The following is a 234-nucleotide window of genomic DNA, read 5'->3' on the forward strand; positions in this document are numbered from 1 at the left end:
GCCGGGGAATGAGCTTCTGCAGCTTGGCGACGAGCCGCACCCCGTACGCGTACGCCTTGTCCTTGTGCGTGACGGCGGAGAAGGCGTCGACCTTGTCGCCGTGCAGCAGGATGTCGACCTTTCCGCTGTCCTCGGTGATGCGGGCCTGGACGCGGTGCGGGAGCGCCGACTTGGAGAGGGTGTCGGCGTGCGTGGACTCGCCCGCGGTGATGCCGATGTTGAGGAGCGTGACCG

At 67.9% G+C, this 234-nt stretch carries 1 protein-coding gene; it reads right to left on the reverse strand.

The features are described from left to right. On the reverse strand, positions 1-234 hold a 234-nt coding region (locus NBY69_RS37280; protein ID WP_250306704.1), incomplete at both ends, for a hypothetical protein.

It is taken from the genome of Streptomyces sp. A 4/2, assembly GCF_940670765.1.
Classification (GTDB): Bacteria; Actinomycetota; Actinomycetes; order Streptomycetales; family Streptomycetaceae; genus Streptomyces.